Genomic DNA, 20,927 nt, shown 5'->3' on the forward strand with positions numbered 1-20,927 from the left:
CTGGGATACCGGTTCCCATCCGACGCCGCAGGACGGCCACTGGCCCGCCGACCTCTATGCGGCCTTCGAACACACCGGCCTCCGCCCGCTCGAGGACGATCTGGCCGACGCTGGCTACGCAATCGCCGACATCGACATGGTGATCCAGACGCATCTGCACCTCGACCATGCCGGCGGGCTTTACGCGTTCGAGGATACTGACACGCCGATCGTCGTCCACGAGGCGGAGCTGAAATACGCCTACTACAGCGCCAAAACCGACGCGGGCGACGTGGCCTACCTCGCCGGTGACTTCGACCGCGACCTGAACTGGAAGCCTGTCCACGGCGACCGCCGCCAACTCCTCGACGGCCTCGAGCTCGTTCACTTGCCCGGCCACACGCCCGGCTTGCTTGGCGTGGTGCTCGAACTCGATGACGCCGGCACGGTGATCCTCGCGGGCGATCAGGCCTACACCCGCGAGAACTACGACCAGGGCCTCCCGATGGGTGGGGGACTCCTCTGGAGCAATCGCGACTGGCATGAGAGCCTGCGAACGGTCAGGGACCTCGAGCGCCGCCACGATGCGCGGGTGTGCTGTGGACACGCCAGGGCGGATCTCGAGGCGCTACAGGATGGACTATAGGGAGACTATTCCTCGAGTTCGGCCCGCAACAACTGATTCACGTCGCCCGGATCGGCGCTGCCACCGGTCAGTTTTGCCACCTTTTTCACGTCGGGTTGCTCGCTGGACTCGCAACCCAACGTGAAAAATCTGGACCAAAAAGCCGAACGCTCGCTTTGCTCGCGTTCGGTAGTTATCTTTCCAACTCCGCTCGCAACAACTGGTTGACATCGCCCGGATCGGCGCTGCCGCCGGTCTTTTGCATGACCTGGCCCACGAGGAAGTTGATCGCGCCGTCGTCGCCCGACTCGTAGTCGTCGACGGCATCAGGATTCTCGTCGATCGCCTCGACGACGGCCTGCTGGACCTCGTCTTCGCCGGTCTTGCCTAAGCCCTCCTCGGCGACGACCTCGTCCGGCGTGCGGCCGTCGTCGAGCATCGAGCGCAGCACCGTTTCGCGGGCGTTTTTCGCCGTGATTTCGTCCTCGGCGACGAGTTCGACCAGTCGGGTGACTTCCTCGAGTCGGTCCTCGATCTCGGTGATCTCGATGTCGCGGTAGTTGAGTTCGCCAAGCAGGTTGTCCGCGACCCATGTGGCGGCGAGATCGGGATCGAACTCGCCGGCGACGTCCTCGTAGAAGTCCGCGACCTGTTTCGTCGAGGTAAGCTTCGAGGCGGCCTCCTCGTTCAGACTGTACTCCTCCTGGAACCGTTCGCGACGAGCCGAGGGGAGTTCCGGGATCGCGATCTCGTCTTTCCACCCGGAGACGCGAAGCGGCGGCAGGTCGGCCTCCTCGAAGTAGCGGTAGTCTTTCTCCTCTTCTTTCGAGCGCATCGAGACCGTGATGCCCCGACTCTCGTCCCAGTGGCGGGTCTCCTGTTCGACCGCGCGGCCGCGCTGGATGGCGTTCTTCTGGCGGGTCTCCTCGTATGCCAGAGCCTTCTCTGCGCCCTTGTGACTCGAGATGTTCTTGACCTCCGTGCGGTTCGCCGCGGCCAGCGCCTCTTCGCCGATCTCGTCGACGTCATCGCCGTCGATTTCGTCCTCGGGGATGATCGAGAGGTTGGCGTCGATCCGCAGGCTGCCGTCGCGCTCGGCGTCGAAAACACCCAGGTACTCGAGCACTTCCTCGAGTTCCGCGAGGAAGGCTCGCACTTCGCTCGGACTGCGGAAGTCCGGTGCGGTGACGATCTCCATCAGCGGCGTGCCCGCGCGGTTGTAGTCGACGAGGGTGTACTCCGCGGAGTCGATGCCGCCACCGCCGCCGACGTGCTGGAGGCTGCCCGGGTCCTCCTCTAGATGAGCGCGCTCAATTGTGATGGTACGGCGCTGGCCCTCGACAGCAACCTCGAGTTCGCCGTCGGCACAGATCGGCTCGTCGTACTGGGTGATCTGGAAGTTCTTTGGCAGGTCAGGGTAGTAGTAGTTCTTCCGGTGGAAGCGGGTCTCCTCTGGGATGTCGGCGTCGATCGCCTTCCCGATCTTGACGGCGGCCTCGACGGCGGCCTCGTTGAGGACCGGCAGCGCTCCTGGCAGGCCGAGACAGACCGGGCAGACGTTCTCGTTGGGGTCGTCGGTCTGGTCGGTCGAACAGCCACAGAAGATCTTCGTATCGGTTTCCAGCTGAACGTGGACCTCGAGCCCGATGACGGTCACGAGGTCGCCCTGCTGGACGGTCTGGGCAGTCATTGGACATCGATTCGGCCCCACGGGGGTAAAACGTAACGGGACGAAGTCGCCGCGCTTGGCTGTGCCGTCTTCGAGCACCCCAGATTCGTTGTCGGTGTCTACTCGCGTGTTCGTGACCGATCGGTCGTCGCAGGACCGTATATAAGATAGCTTATATTCGTCTGACGTACGTTTATGTGGCCGGACGGCCCCCTAGCAGATATGTCGAACAACCGTGTCGAGCAGCTCGAATCGACGGTTTCGGAACTCGAGTCGACGGTAACAGGCCTGACGGAGGAATTGATCGAGGCGAAAGAGCGGATCCGTGTTCTCGAGGCCGAACTCGATGCCGACACGCCGACGCGCGTTCCCGAGCGACGGGCGGAGCCTGCCGATGGGGACGAGACCCCCGAAGCCGAACCCGACGACGTCGCCGAAGCGGCGGCCGACGCCGACGGTGAGGCAGACACGAGCGGTGACGAAACGGAAGACTCAGGTAGCGACGACATTATCGTAGCATAACTGCAGGCGACGCCGTGGGGCGGGGAACAGAGCCGTGACGAGTACCCACGACCGACGGCGCTCGACGACACGGAGGCCGCGCAAGGAGAATGTATATCAAGGCGATCATCCTCGACGATTTCAAGAGTTTTGGGAGGAAGACCAAGATCCCGTTTTACGAGGATTTCACGGTGGTGACGGGCCCGAACGGCTCCGGAAAGTCGAACATCATCGACGCCGTCCTCTTTGCGCTCGGACTCGCCCGAACCCGCGGGATCCGCGCCGAGAAGCTGACCGACCTGATTTACAACCCCGGTCACGAGGACGGGAACACGTCCAGTGGCCCCCGCGAGGCCACCGTCGAAGTAATTCTCGACAACGCCGACGGCACCCTGGAGCGCTCGCAGGTCGTCAACGCCGCGGGCAGTGAGGACGTCGGCGACGTCGACGAGATCCGCATCCGACGGCGCGTCAAAGAGACCGAGGACAACTACTACTCGTACTACTATCTCAACGATCGGTCGGTCAACCTCTCGGACATCCAGGACCTGCTGGCGCAAGCCGGCATCACCCCGGAGGGGTACAACGTCGTCATGCAAGGCGACGTCACCGAAATCATCAACATGACGCCCCACGCCCGCCGAGAGATCATCGACGAGATCGCGGGCGTCGCGGAGTTCGACGCGAAAAAGGAGGACGCCTTCGGCGAACTCGAGACGGTCCAGGAACGGATCGACGAGGCAACACTCCGGATCGAGGAGAAACGCGACCGGCTCGATCAGCTCGCGGACGAACGTCGGGAAGCGATGCGCTATCGCCGGCTCCGGCGCGAAAAGGACGAGTACGAAGGCTACAAGAAGGCCAGCGAACTCGAGGAGAAACGCGACGAACTCGCGTCGGTCGAAGCCGAGGTCGACGACCTCGCAGACGAACGCCGCGAACTGCAGCGCGAACTCGACGAACGCGAAGGCAAAGTCGTCCGCTTAGCGGAAGACCTCGAGGATCTCAATGCCGAAATCGAGCGCAAAGGCGAAGACGAACAGCTCCGGATCAAAAGCGAGATCGAGGAGCTCAAAGGCGAGATATCACGGTTCGAGGATAAGATCGAAGCCAGCGAAGAACAGATCGAAGACGCCGAATCCACACGCCGAGACGCCTTCGTCCAGATCGACCGGAAACAGGAGACGATCGACGACCTCGAGACGGAGATCCGCGAGCAGAAACTCGAGAAAGCCTCGATCAAAAGCGAGATCCAAGAACGCGAGGCCGAACGCGACGAGCTCGAGGCCGAGATCGAGGCCGTCGACACCGAGTTCGACGAACTCAAGGCCGAACTCACCGAGCGCAAAGACGACCTCGAGGCGGCCAAGACGGAGAAAAACGACCTCCAGCGCGAGCAGGATCGCTTGCTCGACGAGGCCCGGCGACGCTCGAACGCTATCAGCGAGAAAGAAGACGCGATCGAGGCCAAACGCGAGTCGATTCCCGAGATCGAAAGCGAGCGAAGCGACCTCGAGCGGGAACTCGAGAAGGCCGAGCGCAACCGGGCAAACATCGCCGAGGTCGTCGAGGACCTCAAAGGCGAGAAACGCCGGCTCCAGTCGGATCTCGACGACGTCGACGACGATCTGCAGGCCAAACAACAGGAGTACGCCGAACTCGAGGCCAACGCCGGCCAGAGCGGTGACTCCTCCTTTGGCCGCGCGGTGACGACGATCCTCAATTCGGGGATCAACGGGGTTCACGGTGCGGTCGCCCAACTGGGGACGGTTCCCGGCGAGTACGCAACCGCCTGCGAAACCGCTGCTGGCGGCCGGCTGGCGAACGTGGTTGTCGACGACGACGTCGTCGGTCAGCAGTGTATCGAACACCTCAAGTCGCGCAACGCGGGCCGAGCAACCTTCCTGCCGTTGACCGATATGAGCCAGCGCCGGCTGCCATCGGCACCGAGCGATCCGGGCGTCGTCGACTTCGCGTACAACCTCGTCGACTTCGACAGCGAATACGCGGGCGTCTTCTCGTACGTCCTCGGGGATACGCTGGTCGTCGAGGACATCGAGACTGCCCGCTCGTACATGGGCGACTACCGGATGGTCACCCTCGACGGCGACTTAGTCGAGAAAAGCGGCGCGATGACCGGCGGCTCCGGCGGCGGCTCGCGGTATTCGTTTACCGGCGGCGGCGAGGGCCAACTCGAGCGCGTCGCCAAACAGATCACCGAACTACAGGACGAGCGTGACTCCCTCCGCGAGGAACTACGTGGCGTCGAAGAGCGGCTCGACGACGCCCGCGATCGCAAGAGCGACGCGGCAGACGAGGTCCGCTCGATCGAAACCGAACTCGAGGGACTCGACGAGAAACGTGACCGGATCGAGACGGAAATCGCGGACCTCGAGGGCGACCTCGAGGACCTCCGCGAGGAGCGCGAATCCGTCGACGAGCGGATGAACGAGATCGCCGACGAGATCGAGGCGAAGACAGCAACAGTCGAGGATCTCGAGGCCGAAATCGACGCACTCGAGACCGAACTTGCCGACTCGAAGATTCCCGAGTTGACCGATCAGATCGACGCACTCGAAGCCGAGATCGACGAGCGTGAGGACCGGATTCAGGACCTCGATAGCGAACTCAACGAACTCTCCCTCGAAAAGGAGTACGCCGAAGACGCTATCGAGGACCTCCACGACGACATCGAGGCCGCGCAAAATCGCAAGGCAGAGCACCAAGACCGGATCGAGGAGTACGAGGCGAAAATCGACGCGGAACGTGACGAACTCGCAGAAAAGCGCGCGGCCGTCGAGGAGTTAGAGGATGAACTGACCGAACTGAAAGCCGAACGCAGCGATCTCAAGGAGGAACTCGCGGACGCGAAGACGAAACGTGACCAGCAGCAAGACCGGGTCAACGCCGTCGAGAGCAAACTCGAGGACGCACGCGAGCGTGCGAGTGATCTCGAGTGGGAGATCGACGCGTTAGAATCGGAAGTCGGCGATTACGACCCCGAAAACGTGCCGGATCACGATACCGTCCTCGAGATGATCGACCTGCTGAGTGCGGACATGGAGGCGATGGAGCCGGTCAACATGCTCGCGATCGACGAATACGACGAGGTTCGCGAGGATCTCGACGAACTCGAGGACGGCAAAGCGACGTTGGTCGAGGAAGCGGAGGGCATCCGTGACCGGATCGAGCAGTACGAAACCCAGAAGAAACAGACGTTCATGGACGCCTACGACGCGATCGCTGCCCACTTCACAGAGATCTTCGAGAAGCTTTCGGAGGGAACGGGGACGTTACACCTCGAGAACGAGGACGACCCGTTCGACGGCGGCCTGACGATGAAAGCCCAACCGGGCGACAAGCCCATCCAGCGACTGGACGCGATGTCCGGCGGAGAGAAGTCATTGACAGCGCTTGCCTTTATTTTCGCGATCCAGCGGCACAACCCAGCCCCGTTCTACGCCTTAGACGAGGTCGACGCGTTCCTCGACGCCGTCAACGCCGAGCGGATCGGCGAGATGGTCGACGAACTCTCCGAGAAGGCCCAGTTCGTCGTCGTCTCCCACCGGTCGGCCATGCTTGATCGCTCCGAGCGGGCGATCGGCGTGACGATGCAACAGGACAACGTCAGCGCGGTGACCGGCATCGACCTGAGCAGCGGCGAGGTGCCGGCCGATGACTGACGACGAGATTCCGCTGAACATCACGGGCCACGAGGATCGCGACCGGCCCGACGAGACCGACGGCGTCCTCGAGTTCACCGACACCGAGTCGACGGACTCCGACGAGGACGAGGCGACCGTCGAACCGGTTGAACTGCTCGTCCAACTTGCCGAAGACGGCGAGATCGATCCCTGGGATATCGACGTCGTCCGGGTCACCGACAAGTTCCTCGAGGCGATCGACGATGTCGACTTGCGAACGTCCGGGCGAGCGCTGTTCTACGCGAGCGTTCTCTTGCGGATGAAAAGCGACGAGCTGTTTGCGGCCGACGATCCCGACGAGGAGGAACTCCCGCCGTGGGAAGCGCCGTTCGCCGAGGACAGGCCGGCGGACGCTGAGCACGACGACGGTCAGGACTACCCACCAGGGTTCGATCCCGTCGAGAACCTCGAGGCAGAGATGGAACGCCGCCTCGAGCGCAAGCACGCCCGCGGCAAGCCGGAGACGCTGGACGAACTCGTGCGCGAACTCCGGACTGCGGAACGCGACAGCTGGTGGAAGGAATCTCGCAGTTACGATACGAGCGACTCACCCAGCGGCTACGATCGCGGCGTCCAGGAGTTGAACTACCACTCGGGCGATGACTTTCGGGTCGACGACGAGCCGACCAGCGACGACGTCACCCACACGACTCACGAGGAGGACATCGAAGCGGTCATCGACGACGTCGAGGCCGAACTCGAGGCCCACTACGAACGGGGCCGCGACGAGGTGCTGTACGCCGAGATCGATACGGTCGGTGGCTCGCGCGTGATGACGTATCTCGCATTGCTCTTTTTGGCCCATCGGGGCCGCGTGACCCTCGAGCAGGACGATCTGTTCGGCGACCTTTGGGTAAAGGAGGCGACGGTGGAGTCGGACGCGAGCGAAGCGATCGCTGACTGATACGGTCTGCTATCACTGGGTACCGCCGCACCCGCAGGACGGGTCGCGGGTGCGCCGGAACTGACTGAGAGGAGTCCGTATGAGAGGGGAGTCGCCGCCTGTGCTGTTAGTCGACGTCGGACTCGAGGACGGCACCAGTCCCGGGGCGCTCGAGGCCGGCGAGGTCGATCCGGCCGTCGGGCATCGGGACGCCGTCGGCGGGATCGTCGGCTAACAGCAAGGAGCCGTCGAGGTCGGCGTAGTCGAGCAGCGGCGCGAGGTGACAGGCCGCCGCGATCGAGGCGTTCGACTCGGTCATACAGCCACACATCACCTCGAGGCCGTGGGCGCGAGCCGCGTGGATCATCCGTTTGGCTTCCAGCAGGCCGCCGCATTTCATCAGTTTCAGGTTCGCGATGTCACAGCGGTCCGCGATCCGTGGAATATCGGCCAGCGTCACGCAGGACTCGTCGGCAGCGATCGGCAGCGGCGATCGTTCGGAGACGAACCGCAGTCCCTCTGGATTCTCGGCAGGAATTGGCTGTTCGACGAACGCCAGATCGTAGTCCGCTACCCGCTCGATCTTGGTGACGGCCTCGCGGGGCGTCCAGGCCTCGTTCGCGTCGACGAACAGCCGGACATCCGGTGCGACTGACCGAATCGTCTCGATGATCTCGAGGTCACGGTCGGTCCCCAGCTTGACTTTCAACGTGGTGTACCCGCGCTCGACGGCCGTCTCTGTCTTCTCGCGCATCGTTGCCGTGTCGTCGAGCCCGATGGTGTAGGAGGTCTCGAGCGTGTCGTCGGTATCGAGCCCCCAGTACCGGTAGAGCGGGATCTCGAGTTGTTTGGCAACGAGATCGTGAAGCGCGATGCTGACCGCGGTCCGGGCGGCCGGATTCTTGCGGACCGTCTCGCGCATACGGCGTTCGATCCGCTCGAGCTGGTGGGGATCACCGACGTCTTCGACGACCGACAGCAGGTCGGGTAAGACGGCCGTGACGGTCGCTGGGGTCTCGCCGTAGTGTGACGATGGGGTGCCAGCACCGATGCCGACCCGGCCCTCGTCGTCCTCGATTCGGACGAACACGGCCTCGGACTCGGTTGTTGTGCCGCGAGCGATCCCGAACGGGTACTCGAGCGGGAGCGAGCGCCGCTCGAACGCCGTCTCGAGGGTCATAGCAGTTCGTCGAGCACCGCGTCGGTCCCAAAGCGGATCACGTCGGTTGCGGGTGCGTCGAGCGTGTCGGCGTACGCGTCGACGGCGTCGCGAGCCGCCTCGTCGTCATCCATGGCGGAGGTGTTGAGCGCGCCGGCGACGATCTGGCTCTCCGCGACTGGGGCAGCGACGTTCTCGTAGAGGTCGACATACGTTGGAATCGACGGCAGCGCGAACGACTCGTAGCCGTGGATCGCCTCCTGGTCGGCGTTGTGACAGAGCACGAGTTTGTCGGCCATCGACCCGTGGAGGATGCCGAGCGTGACCGCCGAGTACGCCGGGTGGACGATGCTGCCCTGGCCTTCGACGAACAGGTAGTCGTGCTCGTCGCCTTTCTCTACGATCATCTCCTCGACCGCGCCCGCGGTGAAGTCGCTGACGACGCGGTCGATCGGGTTCCCCCAGCCTTCGATCATGATGCCCGTCTGGCCGGTCGGGATCACGGCGGCGTCGTGACCGGCCGCGCGGGCGTCGCGGGCGAGTTCCATCGTCGTCGTCATTTTGCCGGCCGAGCAATCGGTGCCGACGGTGAGGATTACCTCGGCGTCGACCTCGTCGGCCACGCCTTCGGCAACCGTGAGGTCTTCGGGCGGGTTCCGAACGTCCCAGATCTCACAGTCGTTTTCGGCCGCCAGTTGGGCGAACTCTTCGTCGTCTTCGAGGAAGTAGTGCAGTCCAGAGATGACGTCACAGCCGTATTCGAGTGCCGTCCGAACGTCGTCGCGCCAGCTCTCGTCGAAGCCGCCACCGATCGGCGCGATACCGATCAGGAGGGCGTCGACGGCGTCGGGCTCTACGGCGGCCATCTCGGAGACGATCGGTGCGTCCTGCACGTCAGAAACGAAATCGGAGACGCGGTGTCCGTCGGCCGTCCGATCGAGGATCGAGACGACGTCGTGGTCAGCATAGCGGAGGATCCCGAGTGCGGTTTTGGCGTTGTTGGGGAATTTCTCGTGGGCGAGAATTGCGACACGCATACGTGTGAGATAGACGAGGGAGTACTTGAACTACCTGACTGGCGGAATGGCAGTGAGAAGCAAACGCGCATCGAACCCGGCTGAAACGAAACGGATGGAACTACCTTGCTAAGTAGTAGCGTGCTACCGCGGCCATCGTCGGACGCTGCTATGACGGGTGCTGGTGTCAACTGCGCGTTTCATGGCCACGTCTCGAGCACTGTCTCTTACCCATAACTCAGCACCAGCGAGAAAAATCAAGTAGATGCGTCTGAAATCAAAGAATTAGTCGGGATGTTTTCATTATCTGGACTGGCTCACCGTTTCTGAGGAGTGGTCAGTCTGTAAAATTGGAACGAAGTCTGAATTCACGTTGAGGTCCGCTGAATGAGTCGCCGTTGGCGCTCATTCAGCACCGAGTTCGTACCCTTCTGCCCACATGCGTAGCTTCTGGAGGCCTTTCCACATCGTTTCCCATCCTGGAGGAGGATTTGATCCGCGGTCCAGATACCCGCCAAGCTTCGCTACACTCACAGCGTAGGCTTTCCCGTTCTGGTCTTGCAGTTCTGGAAATTTTGTTTCCAGAACTGCGCGCTCTGCTTCGCTCAACAAGACATCAGGTGCAGTCGAGGTCTCTCCCCGAGCAAGCTCTCGTAACTCCAGGACCTTCCAGGCAATCACCGAGTACAGACTTAGCAAGACTTCCATTCGTTCCCAAGTCTGGAGTTGCCGTTCTTCGATGTTACAGCCACTCTTCAGCACTTTGTGCCAGTCTTCGATTCGCCAGCGAAGACCATAATAGTCGATGACAGTCAGCGTCTCGTTAAACTCTTCGACCGATTCAGTGGTGAGTAACACCCACTGAATCGGGTCGTCAGTTTCACCGATCTCATCGACTCGTACGACATTTACTGCCACTGAACCGTCTTGATCAGGATTATTCCGCGGCGCACGCAACTCACAGGTTCCCGTTGCAATCGACAGCTCTGCTGTCCTGGCTTCTCGCCCACTTGCCTGTTGAATCTCGATCGTTTTGCGACCTTGCTCGGCAAGGTCGCTGCTCCAGTCAAAGAGTTTCCCAGATTCATCGTTTTCTGTCCAAATCCGTCGGTTTTGGTTGGCTCGAACGATGAATCCAGCGTTCTCTATCTCTTCGACAACGTCTGTATAGAACGCGAATGCATCTGCTCCTCGATCATGAACAAACAACGGGCGAACATCGTCGGCAAGCCAGTTTCTGGCTTGCCTGTCACCACGAGCCCACTTCTCCTGTTCACTCTCCAACGGAATTGGCTCTGATTTCCCGTTTGTCTCATACTTTTTGTCAGCCTGTTGGTCCTCGATCAGCGCCTGCTGATCGAGGACCCCTGTCATTCGATGTGTTTGTGGATGAATGCCGATCGTTGAGTGGACTTTGACGCCCTCAAGGTCCATCTCAGAGTTACCAATGTCGCCGAGTCCGTCCTTGGATGGATGTCTCGGAAAGACAAGTTCAGTGGTATCGGAGACGATCACGAGTTCGTCTAACTGACTCACTCGTGATCGTTGTGCTTGCTTGTGAGCGGAGAGGATCTCGTTCGGTTCCACATTCTCATTATCGCAAAATCGGTACGTAGCCTTTGTGGAGGCCCAGTCTTCGCAGGCAGTTGGGATGGACTCGGCAGGTGAACTGCCGAGTTCATCCCCAAGTTGCACCAGTCGATCGGTGAGGCGCTTGTCTCCGAGATTAGCTGAGCGAAACTCTGTTCGAATCCAACCTGATACATCCATGTCACACAACTCTCCGTCATCGTCTAAATCAGGCTGCCAACTCCGTGACCCCCGTCCCATTTTCCCGTCTCAATTCGTCAGCTACGGGGTTAGAACTTGTGGGTAAGAGACAGGACTGCAGTCGTGGGAGGAGTTACTCGATCCAGAACGGAACGCCGTGCTCCGAGAGGATCGATCGCATCCGGTCGACGCCACCCTGAATATCCCACCCATCCTGTGTGTAGTGTTTGTACGGATGGCGAAGCCACGAATGTTCGCGATGGGCGAACACCTCGACAGCTCCCTCGCCCGTCCGAAACAGCGTGACGTGGAGTTGCCACTTTGCAAGCGGTGATTCACGGCGGACCCAGCTCCCCGCCGAGCGTCGGCCGTCGTCGTGAACCTTCAGCGACGCGATCGGCTCCGACTCGAACGCCAACTCCGCGAGTATCGACCGCATCGTATTCAGGGTGCGCTTGACGGTGCCGACGTACTCCGCTGGATGTTGTCTGCAAATGGCGTACCCACCGAGGGGCTCTTTGAGCCGATGGAGCGCCGGCAGGAGTCGACGGCGGACGCGAGTCGTCAGATCGATCGCGTCGGTTCCATCCGGTGTCAGTCGGTCAGTCGTCGCCACACGTCCCACTCTCGAGTCCGACTACAAAATCGTTACTATCAGATTGGTTTTGTTTCTGTAATGCTGGCCGAGTAAAGCGAGGATACAGGCGTACAAAACCGAAAACATGACTATATAGAACAGACCCGAACATGACACGTTCTGAAGAAAATCGCTCGAGCAGTACCGCCACTCGTCACAGGTCCCGTAACCGAATGCCGTCTGCCACCAACCGGGCGTTTCGCTCTCGATCGAGGTGGTCCGTGAGGTCGTCATGTTCGTAGAGCTGTGCGATCACGTCGGCGTACAGCGTCCGCCATGCGATCGCGTAAATCGGCGACTGCCCCCACGCCCGCAGCTCCGGCACCAGTTCGTCGTAGGTTTCGTATCGCTCCTCGAAGCGGTCGATCGCCTCGAGCACACGGCCCGCGGCCTCGCGCTCGTCGTCGGCGTCCTCGAGCACCTGATTGAGCCGAGTTTCCCAGCCTGCGACGGCCTTTTGCATGTCAGCTGCCGCGCTCTCGTCGTCGTCGGGCAGTCGCTCGAGGATCGGTTCCGGAACACCAAGCGTGATCTCTTGCATGCGACGTGCATGGGGCCGCGTAGCAAGAAAACCTTTGCCCCACTCGAGTAACTCCGACAGGGACAGTCACTCGGATTCGGGCCACACCGCTAGCATGATCTCGTCGACGAACTCGCCGTCGAGACAGTACTGGTCCTCGTGTTCACCGTCCCGCTGCCAACCGTGTTCCGCCAAGAACTCGAGTGCGACACCGTTGGTCTCGGGCACGTTCTGATAGAGTTTCTGATACCCAGCATCGCTGGCCCACTCGAGGCCGTACTCGAGCAGTGCCGAGCCAATGCCTTGTCGCCGATACTGTGGATCGACCCCGACGGTGAGTTCGGCCGTGTGACGCAGTGCCGGGAGTGCTGGCGCGTCGATGTGGAGCCAGCCGACGACGTCGCCGTCCGTCGCCGCGGGCTCGGTTCGCTCCTCGGATGAGTCGGTATCGGCCTCGTCCTCGTCTGGCTCCGGCGTAAGAATCGCCACGAAGACGATTCGCGACCGCGCCTCGTTAGCCCGGACGAGCGCCGATTCGCGATCGAGTTCCATCGCGACGTTCTCGGCGACGACATACGTTCCGTCCTCGGCGACCGTCCGCATCGTTTCGACGACCCCAGCCCGATCTTCCTCATGTGCCGGTCGGATGACGACGGCCCCCTCATCACATTCGAGGTCGGCCGTCGTCGCCGAGAGCGCGATCCGAAACTTCCCGTCGATGTCGGTCAGGTAGCCCTCGGCTTGCAGCGTCTCGAGACACGTCTGCAACTCGTCTTCGGTGGGTGGCACTGACTCGGTGTACGCCCTCGATCGAGCCGGTTTCGAGTCCGAGTGGCCGCCGTCGACTTCGATCGACCGCGCTAGCTCGGCCAGTGTGACGGCCCCGTTTCGCTCGACGTACTCGTAGATGCGCCGCTGGAGTTCGTTTTCGAACGAGCCGGTGGGGTACACGCTCATAGCAACGACCGCGCGAACAGACGGTATTAGTATGCGATTCGTATCAGCGCCGGTCTGCCCGCCGCCGTAGCGAAGTACGTCATTGTACTCGAGATCAGACTGTTTCGAACGATACCGACGCCTGTCACGTCCGGAAATCAGTCGTTAGCGACGCATCCTCGTCACTGCCGGCACCGGTAGACGCCGGCGCAGCTGGCATTTACTATCGCGATATATGATTTATTACACTGGTGATGGGCCGCTCACGCCAGTTGCAACGGATCCGAAATACGAGGTAACAGTCGATATCGACGACGAACCGGAATCGGTTCCGCGGTCGAGTAGCCAATTACCCCGTCGATCGGGTTCGAGAACGTCTGTTTTGAACCACGTGACCGGTCATCGATCAGCGTCTGTCGGTGTTCGACCTGCCACGAGCGGTGTCCGAGCCACGCACTTCGCCTCCCTCGAGTCACAGTTCGGATCGACCGTCGGCTCGGGCACTCGAGTATGTCGTGACGAGCTGTGGCACGGCTTTGGCACCAATCGTAGCGGATCGATACCCGTACGTGTGGCTGCACCGACTGCCTGGCCATCCACCCTACTGTCGGCTCGACTGTCTGTGGTTCCCGTTTGTCAGCAATCGTCGGACGTCACAGGTACCCGTCCTGTTGTGGCGCGGTGTCGCGGTGTGAGCGTCACGTCGCCAGAAGTCGCTGCGACGCCGATGGATGAATGGCGTATCTCGTCCAGTTGTCACGAGACGGATTCCTCATCCGTCGCCACGGCGTTGGGGTCCGGGACCGTGCGATCGCGTCTGTGTCGTAACCACTGAACGCCAGTGCATACTTGATCGCACGATGGCCCTGTATCGGTATCTCACTCACTTCGGCTGTCACTCTCGCTACGGACCATCTCTGGGACTGTCGCCCAGTTCGCGCTATCGTCCCACAGTATCGAGGTGAACACTCTGTAGCTCCTCGAGAGCAGCAACTCGTTCTGGACGAGTATAAATTCGATATTGATATATCGAATTGGTACTGCTGTCGACTGCATGCGGGCACAGCCCTCGAGAGACGTCTCGCTTTCTGGAGCGACGGGAGGAATCGGGCTAATTCGACTATATGCGGCTTCTGAACTGGTCGTTGCGTTTGCCCGTCGTCTTGTTTACGAATTTGGTACAAATTTAAAGAAACGACTAATTGAGAGAAATCGGTTGGAAAAACAGAGATTTCGTCGGCAGGTTTACACCGTCCGCGGACGTTCTGGGTTGTAGTATGGCAGTCACCACTGACTGAGACCGTCGTCAGTGCACACGACCCGACACGGGTCCGTACGACTTCGCAGCCGGCTCCCTCGAGGTGTTGCGGACGGTGCTCGAGGGCGAGTGACCCATCGGAGATCGGGCCCGACGCACAGTCTCAGTGATGGCCAACTGATAGCACAGAGACACAATGAACGAACTAGTGCGTGCGCGAGGGAGCAAAGCGGGACGGGACAGAATGGGACAGCGGTATAGACAGTGTCGACGCCAAACTGGACCGAGCAACGCGTTTGCGTATTGCTGGTGGCCCTCGACACGGACGATAACGGGTGCTCGACACCGATCCACGTCGCCAGTGCAATCGCGACGGAACACGTAACCGATGAGTGAGTCACACACGTTTCAGGCGGAGCCAGCACGGATCCTGTTGGTCGAAGACAATCCCGGTGATGTCCGCCTGACCAAGGAGGCATTCGAACAGGGGCAGATCGAAACCGACCTGCATGTCGTTTCCAATGGGAGTGAGGCGCTTTCGTTTCTCTCACGGGACGGTGAGTACACCGACGTCCCACGTCCGGATCTCGTTTTGCTGGATCTCAATCTGCCGGGGAAAGACGGCGAAAACGTCCTCGAGGAACTCAAAGACGATCCCACACTCCGTTCGATCCCAGTGATCGTCCTGACGAGTTCGAGCGCCGACGAAGACATCGCCAGATCCTACGAACGTCACGCCAACGCGTATCTGACGAAGCCAGTCGATCCCGACGAGTTCAGTCAGACGGTCCGTGCCTTCGAGCAGTTCTGGTTCTCGGTTGTCCGGTTACCACCGGCGGAAGAGACCTCATGAGCGAAACGAATACCCAACCCAGCGAGGAGACGAACGCAGCGGCAGACGAGGCGCTTCAGGTCCTCCTGATCGAGGACAATCCTGGTGACGCCCGCCTCATTCAGGAGATGCTCCACGAGACCGAAGAGCTCGCAAAGCGGGTTCGTCCTGGCGAGGTGTCCGGGCGGACACCCGACATTTCATGCGCGACGCGCCTCGAGGAGGCTCTCGAGACCCTCGCGGACGAACACATCGACATCGTTCTTCTCGATCTCAATCTCCCCGACAGCGAGGGGTTGTCGACGCTCGAGACGGTCCACGAAGCATCGGAGACGCCGATCGTCGTCCTGACCGGCGTCCGCGATCAGCAGATCGGCGTCAAGGCGATCCAGCGCGGTGCCCAGGACTTCCTCGTCAAAGACGAGGTGACGAGCGAACTCCTGATTCGGACGATCCACCACGCGATCGAGCGGGCCCGCCAACAGCGAGAACGCCGTCAGCAGCGCGAGCAACTCGAGGCACTCAACCGGCTGAACCGAATCGGCCACGATATTACCCACGCGGTGATCACGACTGAGACGCGGGCGGAACTCGAACAACAGGTCTGTGACCGACTCGCCGAGTCTGATGCCTACCGATTCGCGTGGATCGGCGAGCTCAATCCGGGCAGCGACCGCGTCTCCCCGAAGGCAGCGGCCGGCGTCGAAGACGGCTACCTCGACGAGATCGAGGTCACCGTTGACGAAAACAAAAAGAGCGGACAGGGGCCAGCGGGCACGGCGATTCGAACTGAGCAGGTTCAGGTGATGAACGACGCTCGAACAGACCCCAAATTCGAGCCGTGGCGAACGCAGGCACACGCCCGTGGTTATCGCTCGTCGGCAGCGGTCCCGATCGTTTACGAAGACCTCGTCTATGGCGTCTTGTGTATCTATTCCTCGTCATCACGTGCGTTCAGGGAACCCGAAACGGCTGTTCTCGTCCGTATCGGCGACGTCATCGCGCACGCAATTACCGCCATCGAGCGCCGGGATGCCTTAGTCAGCGACGCCGTCATCGAACTCGAGTTCCGCGTCGAATCACTCGCCGAACCCCTGGTCGAACTATCAGTCTCCGAAGACTGTACGATCACGCTCGAGCAGCTGGTCAGTGGTGACGAGGCGCTTCTGGCGTACGGTTCGGCACGGGATGTCTCCCAGGATGCGTTTATCGACGCTGCCGAGCGAACCGGCGGCATCAGCGACATCCGGGTCCTGACGAGTAGACGCGACGAATTCGAGTTCGAACTCGTTGCACCGACGGCTGTCTCCCTGTTCGAGACGATTGCGACCCATGGCGGCCGCGTCGCTGAAGCGACGATCGACGATGGGGAGTTTCGATTTATCGTCGAACTCCCGCGGGGCCGAGACACGCGCCAGATGATCGAACTCATCAAAGACCGGCGTGACGACGTTACCTACCTCGCCCAGCGGACGACCGAGCGAAGCGAACGCGGCGATACCCATGCAGTGTCCGTTCTCGAGGACGAACTCACCGAGAAACAGCGAGCCGCCCTCGAGACGGCCTACTTCGGGGGCTACTTCGACTGGCCCCGTGAGAGCACTGGCGAGGAAATCGCCGATCGATTGGGTATCGCACCGGCGACGTTCAACCAGCACCTCCGGACAGCCGAACGGAAGTTCTTCGAGTCGGTGTTCGGCGAGTAGTGGTCGGCGTCGCGGTCGCTGACGTCGCTCGAGCGCGCTTCAAAAACGAGGCGGATAGTTATGCTGCACCGCGAGGTTCGGTCGCGGGCGGGCTCACGTCTTCGACCGGCCGGGACGCTATCGCGACGGAGACCATCGAGAAGCCGGTTACGAGGAGGCTCACACCCACGAGAAGCCCGATCGCCCAGGCTGCCGTTGCCGGGAAGCCGGCCCAGAGGAGGCCAGCGAGGACCAGCGAGATAACGCCGCTGACGGCGATCGAGAGCCGTCCCGGGGCCGACCCCATCCACAGCGCCATCCCCAGTTCGACGATGCCGTCGACGAAGAGGTACGCCACGAGCACCAGCGTCAGGGTAACGAGCGCGACGACGGGCGCTGCGAGGACGGCCAGCCCGGCGAGTACCGAGACGATCGCAAGCGTGACCTGCCAGAGCGAGCCACGCCACCCGCGTGCTGTGAATGCGTGAACGCCATGGACGACCCCGCCGACGACGAGAAGTGCGCCGAGCACGATCGATACCGAGAGCCCGGTGACGACCGGAGCGGCAATCGCGAGGAGGCCGATCAGCCCGACGATCCCACCCGCGATCGCGAGCGGCCGCCAGTCATTCTCGAGGGAGGCCCCCTCGGCGTACGTGGTGTCTGCTGTTTCACTGCTCATTATATTCACCAATACTAGACACGCTGTGCGTGTATATAACACAATTCTACAGCTTGACAGTAGCTCACGGGCACAGACCAGTCCGAAACGGGGACGAACGGCGACAGCAGACTCGCAACAACCGAGTTCAGTGGTCGTCGAACCACGACGACTATCCCGACGGGCGTGATACCTCGAGCCGTGACAGACGATCGCGACGACCATCGCACGTGTGACCTCTGTGGCGAGCGAGTACCGGCGGCCGTCTATCACGAGCACCTGCTCAAGTCGTGTCCCGGCCGCTGAGACTGCAAGCGAGGGGTGGAGACCGATCGCACTCGAGTCGGTTACTTCTCTTCGACGTGGCGAATCTCGCAGGCGATCCCGCGCGTGCTCTCGGCCATTTCGCGGCCGAACATCTCGGCGCGGCCGACGGCGAAGGCCTTCGGTCCCTCGACGATCACCTCGTCGCCGACGCGGATCTCCTCGTCGGCGTCGACGACTCCCGGCGCGAGCACGCTGCCGTGGGGGACGAAGCCATCGATCTCGACGCGCTTGACCGGCGCATCGCTTGCGAGCCAGCGCTTCGCTCCCTCGAGCGTAAACGACAGCGTGCCGTACTGGGGCACCATCGTCGCGAGCTGGGTGTCCCCGCTGTCTCGAACCTGAATCTTGGGGTACCGACCAGTGGTCTGGATGTTCGCGAAGAGTTCATTGCCAGCGCCGTCACCGAGCAGGTAATCAGCGATGGCGCGGACGGTGTTGTGCTCGCGCTCACGTTTGGAATACTTGAGTTCGCCTGACAGCGCGTTCGAGAGATTTGCAAGCGACTCGTCGTCGGTCGGGTGCTCCGCGACGGTGTAGGTGATATCGAGGTCGAGTCGTTCCTCGACGCGCTCGACGATGTCGCGGTAGCCCTCGTCGGGAACGTGGGCGATAATATTCGGGTACTCGTTGCGCTCGAGATAGCGCCGGAGGACTTCGCTGACGAACTGCTTTTCGTCTTCCGACCAGCGACCCGTTACCACGGTGTCGTAGTGTTGGGCAGGGTAGGTCGTCTCGAGTTCCTGCGGGACGACGCCGATGGGGCTGGTCATCGAGACGAGGTGACCGCGCCACTGGATGACGTCGTGGAACTGACGGTGGCTCTGGGACTCGCTGTAGGGCTTGGTGGCCGAACAGGGCACGAGCACAAGCGGATTCTGGAAGCGGTTGCGATACCGTGTCGTCACCCGGTCGGCAAAGCGCTGGATTTCGACCCGGCGAAGCGTATCCTCGGTCGCCGCGTCGAGCTGGGCGTCCCGCAGAATCGGCGTGCGCTCCTCGAGATAGCCCCACTGCGAGTCGAGTTCGCGCATCGCGGCAGTGAGCCACTGGTCGTGGCGGGCCTGCCCCTCGAGGTAATCCCGAAGTCGACCGTCCCGGATCCGCCGGCGGACGATCGCTAATTCGGCTTCAAGGGCGTTTCGGTTGTGTTCGGCACAATCCTCGCGGGTAAACTCCTCGCGAGGCTGTTGGCAGGCCGGGCAGGAACAGGGGAGTTCGTCGAGATCCTCGAGGAAGTACGCCTCGTCGGTCGTGAGATACCGGCCTTCGGTGCCCTTGACGACCGCGGCGGTCGCGTCGAAGAGGTCGACACCGGCGTAGGCTAGCAGGGCGACGTTTCGCGGCGTCGCGACGCCGGAGAACAGCAGAGCAGTGTCGGCGGGGATCGCCTCACGAACGTCGACGACGGCCTCGACCAGTGCCGCGCCGTGGCCCATCACCGACTGAACGTTCGAGAGGGCATAGGCGTCCGTGCCGTGGTCGTCGACGTGCTCGCTCGAGACGACGGCGACGCTCGGGTAGTCGACGTCGGGGACGTCGACAGCAAAGGATTCCTGAACCTCCATGGCGGTCCCGCCGGGGAACGCCCGGTGGGGAAGGACGGTGAGTGTCGACTCATCGCCGTCGGGGATCTCGCGGGACTGGCTCCAGAGCGAGCCCCCGTCTTCGAGGACGTCGTCGACGAGTGCGGGCGTCGATCGTGGCGAGGACAGCCGGAGTTCGCCCACGCGCGCGGCCCCATCGCGCTCGTGTACTTCGAAATAGTCGGTCATACTCGATATGACCGTGGCGGGCGAAAGAGGTTGTCGATCGCACGTGAGGACTCGAGCCGGCAAGCCATTGACTTCCATGCCCGTGTCTCTATCGATCACTGATAGTACGAACCAGAATCTAACAGAAAAGATTGAGAAATTAATACTCAATTGCCGTTCAAAATTAGGGGCTCTATAGCGCTAACAGCTGGCCGGATGACGGTATCGGGAAACAGTGACACCGGCAGTCAAACGGGACGAATAGTCCCGGGTACTGTTATTTCGGGAATTGGACCACATCTTGTTTATTGGCCGCTAGCCAACGTCCCGTATGAACGTCCCAACTGTCGGTGCAGATGACGACCGACGTATCACCCGTCGAACGGTCTTGGGCGGCGTGGGTGCTGCCTCTCTCGCAACGCTTGCCGGGTGTTTCGGTGGGAGTGGGAACGGTGACGCGTCCGAGTCGGTCCCCGATCCGATCAGTATCGACGAAGGGAAAGAGTGCGATCAGTGCGGGATGATCATCGGGAACTATCTCGGACCCGCGGGCCAGTCCCACTACGAGGATCCGACTGCCGTGCTCGAGGAAGACCGTCCGGCACAGTTCTGTAGCTCGCTCTGTACGTACATGTTCACGTTCAATAACGAGTCCGAACCGCAAGTCAGCTACCTGACGGACTATTCAGCCGTTGAGTACGAGGTCGACACAAGCACTGCTCAAACTACCATTTCCCGCCATCTCGAGGCCGACGCGTTCGGCGACGTGACGGAACTCACGATGGTCGCAAACAGTGATGTCAAGGGAGCGATGGGAGAGTCTCTCGTTCCGTTCAGTGACGCAGACCAGGCCAACGAGTTCCAGTCGGAATACGGTGGTGACATCTACGAGCACAACGAAATCACGCAAGAACTCGTCAGTTCGATGATGTCCGGAGGGATGTGAACGCGGCCGCTTGCTTCTGATCGATCGCGTTCAATACTACAACACCGTTCTGGTTTCGATAGACTAGT

General features: G+C 61.4%; 16 protein-coding genes. 7 read left to right on the forward strand and 9 right to left on the reverse strand.

The window, feature by feature from the left end; all coding sequences use genetic code 11:
* Window positions 1-625 (forward strand): N-acyl homoserine lactonase family protein (locus BDK88_RS12120; protein WP_130500642.1); only part of this gene is annotated, 625 nt, incomplete at its 5' end.
* Between the two features lie 172 nt (window positions 626-797).
* Here the strand turns inward: BDK88_RS12120 and gatB are convergent.
* A complete protein-coding gene (gene gatB / locus BDK88_RS12125) occupies window positions 798-2,294 on the reverse strand; it encodes an Asp-tRNA(Asn)/Glu-tRNA(Gln) amidotransferase subunit GatB (RefSeq protein WP_130500643.1) in 1,497 nt (498 codons plus the stop codon).
* Window positions 2,295-2,495: 201 nt separating this feature from the next.
* Between gatB and BDK88_RS12130 the strand changes: the two genes are divergently transcribed.
* The 3 genes from BDK88_RS12130 to BDK88_RS12140 all read left to right on the forward strand — a co-directional run bounded on the left by BDK88_RS12130 (window position 2,496) and on the right by BDK88_RS12140 (window position 7,382).
* Complete coding sequence (locus tag BDK88_RS12130; protein WP_130500644.1) at window positions 2,496-2,795, forward strand: DUF7518 family protein; 300 nt, start codon at window positions 2,496-2,498, stop codon at window positions 2,793-2,795.
* An 89-nt stretch (window positions 2,796-2,884) separates the two neighbouring features.
* Window positions 2,885-6,457, forward strand: coding sequence for a chromosome segregation protein SMC (gene smc / locus BDK88_RS12135; protein WP_130500645.1), 3,573 nt, complete (start codon window positions 2,885-2,887; stop codon window positions 6,455-6,457).
* Window positions 6,450-7,382: a segregation and condensation protein A gene (locus tag BDK88_RS12140; protein ID WP_130500646.1), complete on the forward strand. Its 933-nt coding sequence runs from the start codon at window positions 6,450-6,452 to the stop codon at window positions 7,380-7,382. The genes smc and BDK88_RS12140 overlap by 8 nt, the downstream gene beginning before the upstream one ends.
* A 106-nt stretch (window positions 7,383-7,488) precedes the next feature.
* Here BDK88_RS12140 and BDK88_RS12145 read toward each other — a convergent pair whose 3' ends face one another.
* The 6 genes from BDK88_RS12145 to BDK88_RS12170 form a co-directional block, all read right to left on the reverse strand.
* Window positions 7,489-8,541: a dipeptide epimerase gene (locus BDK88_RS12145; RefSeq protein ID WP_130500647.1), complete on the reverse strand. Its 1,053-nt coding sequence runs from the start codon at window positions 8,539-8,541 to the stop codon at window positions 7,489-7,491.
* A complete protein-coding gene (locus tag BDK88_RS12150; protein ID WP_130500648.1) occupies window positions 8,538-9,557 on the reverse strand; it encodes a DUF1611 domain-containing protein in 1,020 nt (339 codons plus the stop codon). The genes BDK88_RS12145 and BDK88_RS12150 overlap by 4 nt, the downstream gene beginning before the upstream one ends.
* Before the next feature lie 384 nt (window positions 9,558-9,941).
* Window positions 9,942-11,366 (reverse strand): IS4 family transposase, encoded by a 1,425-nt coding sequence (locus BDK88_RS12155; protein WP_130500649.1) that lies wholly within the window; start codon window positions 11,364-11,366, stop codon window positions 9,942-9,944.
* A 73-nt stretch (window positions 11,367-11,439) separates the two neighbouring features.
* Window positions 11,440-11,922, reverse strand: a complete 483-nt coding sequence (locus BDK88_RS12160) for a hypothetical protein (RefSeq protein WP_130500650.1) — start codon at window positions 11,920-11,922, stop codon at window positions 11,440-11,442.
* A 175-nt stretch (window positions 11,923-12,097) separates the two neighbouring features.
* Window positions 12,098-12,484, reverse strand: coding sequence for a hypothetical protein (locus BDK88_RS12165; RefSeq protein ID WP_130500651.1), 387 nt, complete (start codon window positions 12,482-12,484; stop codon window positions 12,098-12,100).
* Between the two features lie 66 nt (window positions 12,485-12,550).
* Complete coding sequence (locus tag BDK88_RS12170) at window positions 12,551-13,420, reverse strand: GNAT family N-acetyltransferase (protein WP_130500652.1); 870 nt, start codon at window positions 13,418-13,420, stop codon at window positions 12,551-12,553.
* A 1,625-nt stretch (window positions 13,421-15,045) separates the two neighbouring features.
* On the opposite strand from BDK88_RS12170, the gene BDK88_RS12175 reads away from it, so the two are divergent.
* Both BDK88_RS12175 and BDK88_RS12180 read left to right on the forward strand, forming a co-directional pair.
* Window positions 15,046-15,510: a response regulator gene (locus tag BDK88_RS12175; protein WP_130500653.1), complete on the forward strand. Its 465-nt coding sequence runs from the start codon at window positions 15,046-15,048 to the stop codon at window positions 15,508-15,510.
* Window positions 15,507-17,195, forward strand: a complete 1,689-nt coding sequence (locus BDK88_RS12180; RefSeq protein WP_130500654.1) for a bacterio-opsin activator domain-containing protein — start codon at window positions 15,507-15,509, stop codon at window positions 17,193-17,195. Before BDK88_RS12175 ends, BDK88_RS12180 begins: the two co-directional genes overlap by 4 nt.
* 58 nt (window positions 17,196-17,253) lie before the next feature.
* Here BDK88_RS12180 and BDK88_RS12185 read toward each other — a convergent pair whose 3' ends face one another.
* Window positions 17,254-17,856, reverse strand: a complete 603-nt coding sequence (locus BDK88_RS12185) for an HdeD family acid-resistance protein (RefSeq protein WP_130500655.1) — start codon at window positions 17,854-17,856, stop codon at window positions 17,254-17,256.
* 326 nt (window positions 17,857-18,182) lie between these two features.
* Window positions 18,183-19,934, reverse strand: coding sequence for an archaeosine synthase subunit alpha (gene arcS, locus BDK88_RS12190; RefSeq protein WP_130500656.1), 1,752 nt, complete (start codon window positions 19,932-19,934; stop codon window positions 18,183-18,185).
* 310 nt (window positions 19,935-20,244) lie between these two features.
* Between arcS and BDK88_RS12195 the strand changes: the two genes are divergently transcribed.
* Window positions 20,245-20,859 (forward strand): nitrous oxide reductase accessory protein NosL, encoded by a 615-nt coding sequence (locus BDK88_RS12195; protein ID WP_130500657.1) that lies wholly within the window; start codon window positions 20,245-20,247, stop codon window positions 20,857-20,859.
* Window positions 20,860-20,927 lie beyond the last annotated feature (68 nt).

Source organism: Natrinema hispanicum (genome assembly GCF_004217335.1).
GTDB classification, from domain to species: Archaea; Halobacteriota; Halobacteria; order Halobacteriales; family Natrialbaceae; genus Natrinema; species Natrinema hispanicum.

What these genes read in the sequence shown, in the direction of transcription:
- BDK88_RS12140 (WP_130500646.1), top strand. Translation starts at nt 6,450, where the DNA reads ATGACTGACGACGAGATTCCGCTGAACATCACGGGCCACGAGGATCGC.
- smc (WP_130500645.1), top strand. Translation starts at nt 2,885, where the DNA reads ATGTATATCAAGGCGATCATCCTCGACGATTTCAAGAGTTTTGGGAGG.
- BDK88_RS12195 (WP_130500657.1), top strand. Translation starts at nt 20,245, where the DNA reads ATGAACGTCCCAACTGTCGGTGCAGATGACGACCGACGTATCACCCGT.
- BDK88_RS12155 (WP_130500649.1), bottom strand. Translation starts at nt 11,366, where the DNA reads ATGGGACGGGGGTCACGGAGTTGGCAGCCTGATTTAGACGATGACGGA.
- BDK88_RS12130 (WP_130500644.1), top strand. Translation starts at nt 2,496, where the DNA reads ATGTCGAACAACCGTGTCGAGCAGCTCGAATCGACGGTTTCGGAACTC.
- BDK88_RS12170 (WP_130500652.1), bottom strand. Translation starts at nt 13,420, where the DNA reads ATGAGCGTGTACCCCACCGGCTCGTTCGAAAACGAACTCCAGCGGCGC.
- BDK88_RS12185 (WP_130500655.1), bottom strand. Translation starts at nt 17,856, where the DNA reads ATGAGCAGTGAAACAGCAGACACCACGTACGCCGAGGGGGCCTCCCTC.
- BDK88_RS12175 (WP_130500653.1), top strand. Translation starts at nt 15,046, where the DNA reads ATGAGTGAGTCACACACGTTTCAGGCGGAGCCAGCACGGATCCTGTTG.
- gatB (WP_130500643.1), bottom strand. Translation starts at nt 2,294, where the DNA reads ATGACTGCCCAGACCGTCCAGCAGGGCGACCTCGTGACCGTCATCGGG.
- BDK88_RS12145 (WP_130500647.1), bottom strand. Translation starts at nt 8,541, where the DNA reads ATGACCCTCGAGACGGCGTTCGAGCGGCGCTCGCTCCCGCTCGAGTAC.
- BDK88_RS12150 (WP_130500648.1), bottom strand. Translation starts at nt 9,557, where the DNA reads ATGCGTGTCGCAATTCTCGCCCACGAGAAATTCCCCAACAACGCCAAA.
- BDK88_RS12180 (WP_130500654.1), top strand. Translation starts at nt 15,507, where the DNA reads ATGAGCGAAACGAATACCCAACCCAGCGAGGAGACGAACGCAGCGGCA.
- arcS (WP_130500656.1), bottom strand. Translation starts at nt 19,934, where the DNA reads ATGACCGACTATTTCGAAGTACACGAGCGCGATGGGGCCGCGCGCGTG.
- BDK88_RS12165 (WP_130500651.1), bottom strand. Translation starts at nt 12,484, where the DNA reads ATGCAAGAGATCACGCTTGGTGTTCCGGAACCGATCCTCGAGCGACTG.